Annotated in this window: 3 protein-coding genes; 1 reads left to right on the top strand and 2 read right to left on the bottom strand. The window is 63.7% G+C overall.

Annotated features, from left to right (window positions below):
- The first annotated feature begins 92 nt into the window (after window positions 1–92).
- Complete coding sequence (locus ASU23_RS33350) at window positions 93–995, top strand: HNH endonuclease family protein (protein WP_082661395.1); 903 nt, start codon at window positions 93–95, stop codon at window positions 993–995.
- Here ASU23_RS33350 and ASU23_RS12200 read toward each other — a convergent pair.
- Both ASU23_RS12200 and ASU23_RS12195 read right to left on the bottom strand, forming a co-directional pair.
- Window positions 892–1,290, bottom strand: a complete 399-nt coding sequence (locus ASU23_RS12200; RefSeq protein ID WP_058038010.1) for a DUF6262 family protein — start codon at window positions 1,288–1,290, stop codon at window positions 892–894. The genes ASU23_RS33350 and ASU23_RS12200 overlap by 104 nt on opposite strands.
- Before the next feature lie 18 nt (window positions 1,291–1,308).
- Window positions 1,309–2,684 (bottom strand): tyrosine-type recombinase/integrase (locus ASU23_RS12195; protein ID WP_156423147.1); only part of this gene is annotated, 1,376 nt, incomplete at its 5' end.

The following is a 2,684-nucleotide window of genomic DNA, read 5'->3' as shown; positions in this document are numbered from 1 at the left end:
CACCTGTTATCAGCAGCTTTGTCAAGGAGTCTTCCTCTTTCTGCTGGTCATTATGTCGATGTCATGCCGCTGATGGCTGTGGTGGCAGTGCGATGGGCCAGAGCGTGAGCGGCGTCGCGGCGGTGGCTGCGGCGTTCGTTGTCGCTGTTTCTGGTTGCTCGGCCCTTCCTGCTGATGGCGGGACGGTATTCGCCGCTCCGGTGTCGGAGACCGCTGCGCCTGGTGCGCAGGTTGAAGAGGCACTGTCCGCGTTGGAGCAGCTTGCGGTGAAGGGTCGTGCGCCGAAGACGGGGTATGCGCGCAGCGAGTTCGGTGCCGCGTGGACTGATACGAACACCGCTATGTGGGGCGGGAACTCGCTGAGCACTCGCGAGGACATACTCTCCCGTGACCTTATGGACGTCACGTGCAAGGGCCGCTCAGGTGTGGCCGCGCCGCCGTGCGTGGTGCAGTCGGGAGTCCTTCACGATCCGTATACCGGGACCACGGTGAATTTCGTTCGCGGGGAGACGACTTCGCCACTCGTCCCGATCGAGCATGTCGTCGCTCTTGGTGATTCGTGGCAGAAGGGCGCGCAGCAGTTGTCTGCCGCCGAACGTGTCGACCTGGCGAATGATCCGCTCAATCTCATCGCTACCACGCAGGCTCCGAACTCGGCGAAGAGTGACTCCGATGCCGCCTCGTGGCTTCCTCCGAACAAGGCGTTCCGATGTGCTTATGTGGCCCGTCAGGTCGCGGTCAAACTCCGGTATCGGTTGTGGGTGACCCAGGCGGAGAAAGACGCGATTGCCGCTGTCCTGTCGACGTGTCCCGGCCTGGCGCTTCCCTCCAATGCCGAGGCGGCGGGTCGTGTTTCGTGGACGAGCAGCGAAACCGATTACCCTCAGGGCGCTAGCGGGAGTCGGCGAGTCGTCGCCGCAGCGCGAGGTTCTCGCCGTGGGCGACCGCGAGCGCCTTGCGCAGCTCGCCGAGCTCTTCGGCGTGCCGGCGTTTGAGTTCCTTGAGCTGCGAGGACAGTGCTCTGACCGCGGACGGTGCAGACTGCTGTCCGGGTTCGGTCATCTGTTCCGGAGTTGTTCGGTGGTGCGGGCGCCTGGTGCGGAGGTCGTTGATCTTCGTGCGCAGGTCGGGCTGGTTGTAGAGGAAGTCGGTGGAGACCGTGGCGCGGCGAGCGACGGCCGCGAAGGTGACCGGCTCGCCTGCATTGCTGAGTGCCAGCAGAGCCGCTTCCGCGCGCGCTCTGGTCTCGGTGTGGCGTTGTCGCGCTGCGGCGGTGAGGTGTTCGGGCACGGGCTTGTTCTCCTTGCTCTAGATGGTGGTTCCGGGGCCGCGAACGGCCTTGTCGGCGGCGGAAACATCGTTGATCGAGAGCAGGATCCGGTTGAGCGAGTCGACCTCGATCCGGCGGCCTTGCAGCCAGATGTTCGTCTCGTCCATCGGGGCGCCGTACTTCGCGGTGAACACTGCTTGCCGGTGTTCGATCAGGGTTTCCGTGTCGGTGAGCTGGGTCCGCAACTGCGGGGCGTGAGTGGAGTCGGTGACGAACTTCGAGCAGGACAGGCAGGCGTTTCCCTTATCGCACAATTGTTTCGGTGGGAGCGTGCACCAACCGTTGGGCAGAATGCGGTCAGCTCGCTTGTCGAGCTGGATCAGATCGTAGAGGTCGGAGCTGTCGATCGAGGCGGTGCGGCCGTCGCGGGTGACTTTCTTGTATCGGAGGAATTCCTCCTCCATAGTCTGCGCAGAGGTCACGGCGTAGTGCAAGGTCATGTCCGGGGAGACATGACCGAAGTAGCGCATCACGACGTGAAGCGGCACTCCAGCGTTGATCAGGTTGGTCGCGGCGGTGTGCCGGAAGCGGTGTGTCTTGGAGACCGCGACCTGACGGCCGACGGAGTCTCTGATGTTGAGCAGTCTGGTGAGCCTGCTGAACCGCAGATGCATTGTCGGAAGCGGGTAAGGCTTGTCGCCCAGTCGGTTTCGGCTCGCGCAGAGGAACAGGTATTTCGGCGTTACGTCAGAGTTTCCGAAGTGCGCCATCATGTCTCGGGCGTGCTTTTGCTGGGCTCGGATGATCGTGACGATCTCCTCGTCCACGGGGATCGTGGGTGCGACGTTCGATTCGATCTTCGTCTGTTGATACCGCATCCGGGCGACGAAGCCCGCGCTGTCAGGATCACCGTATGTGCGATTGTGCAGGATCGGTTCGAGCGGGTCGAAGTCCATCATCAGCACCTCGTTGGCGCGACGTCCGGTGCGCAGCAGAAGCATCAGGATGTGGAAGGCTTGCAGGTCGCCGAGCCCGCCCTCCTTCACAGGCTGTGCGAGCAGGCCGCTGCCCTCGGCGATCTGCTGCATGACATCCTCTTCGAGGACCATGTCGTGTGCCTTGACGTTGGCCAAGCGGGGCTTGTCCTCGGGGCGGAACAGCACGCAGTGCTCGGGTCGCAGAGTGGCCCAGGCGCTGATGCCGAGTTCGGTGGCGGCTTCATCCCGGTGGTCATACATGAACTGGTAGAACTGCTCGATCGCGGTCATGATCTGGCGGCGTGGGTTCGTCGCCAGCGCCTTGCCCGCGCGTACCCCGGACTCGATGCGGTGTGCGAGGAGCAGGTCGCAGAAGCCGCGGATGAAGTCCCGCAGGCGGTGTGGGTCCGTTGTCAGGCACGGGCCCTGATCGGCGG

Source organism: Rhodococcus sp. KB6 (genome assembly GCF_001445685.1).
Classification (GTDB): Bacteria; Actinomycetota; Actinomycetes; order Mycobacteriales; family Mycobacteriaceae; genus Rhodococcus_F; species Rhodococcus_F qingshengii.
The sequence above is the reverse complement of the archived record's forward strand: the minus strand, read 5'-3'. Positions and strand labels throughout refer to the sequence as shown.

What these genes read in the sequence shown, in the direction of transcription:
- ASU23_RS33350 (WP_082661395.1), top strand. Translation starts at nt 93, where the DNA reads ATGGGCCAGAGCGTGAGCGGCGTCGCGGCGGTGGCTGCGGCGTTCGTT.